General features: G+C 36.6%; 2 protein-coding genes. Both read right to left on the reverse strand.

Translation table 11 applies throughout. The annotated features are described in order from the left end of the window. On the reverse strand, nucleotides 1-291 hold a 291-nt coding region (locus QMD66_07895), incomplete at its 3' end, for a hypothetical protein (GenBank protein ID MDI6822743.1). Nucleotides 292-458: 167 nt separating this feature from the next. Beyond that, nucleotides 459-752 (reverse strand): hypothetical protein (locus tag QMD66_07900; GenBank protein ID MDI6822744.1); only part of this gene is annotated, 294 nt, incomplete at its 5' end.

Below are 752 nucleotides of genomic sequence, written 5' to 3' on the forward strand. Positions count from 1 at the left end.
ATCCAAGTTTACACTCTCATAATTCCGATCTCTTTCTTTACAGAATTCAGAAGAAGAAAACTTACTTATCCCAAAGCCCCCACTATTGGTGAAACTGAACTCATAAACCTCCTTTCCTTGAATTCTTTCTAGAGGGACATCATAAGTGACTTTAAATGCCCGCTCATCTCCTCTTTTTGTTTCTTTTATAGCATATTTGCTTATATGTCGTAGAGTACCCCCTTCTCTAACATAGTTGAAAGTTTTTCTTCTTGTCCTTGCTTTTGGTTCATCAATTATTTCTACTATCATGAGCTTCCCTTTCTTCTATTTATCTTTGGTACCTAGAGTTAAACATACGATTTCGCCTAACGGTTTGCGGATAAAAGAAGTCCTGACTTGTCGGGATTTGTGGAAATCTTTGATTTCCCTTTTATCCGCTGTTAGACGATAGTGCGAACGAATGGGTATTAACGTCATCATCTAAAAACTCCTACAGTAGTACCTTTTATGAACATTTCAATAAATGCTAATGCGATCATAATTGCTAAGAAAACTATCGCTCTTGAGTCTTTAACTCTATACAAAACTTTAGGTCCAACATAGAGTTGTATTATAAATGAATAAAAACCTGCAAATAGTGAAATATAAGGTAAGAAACCACCGAGAATGCAAGGACCAACGCCATACGATGCAGCTTTCCAAGCATTTAAGATTGCCCCTTTACCCCCCATCAGCCTAAAAACCAGATGTAAAAATACCGTCAGGAATAT

It is taken from the genome of Actinomycetota bacterium (genome assembly GCA_030018275.1).
Classification (GTDB): domain Bacteria; phylum Actinomycetota; class Aquicultoria; order Subteraquimicrobiales; family Subteraquimicrobiaceae; genus Subteraquimicrobium.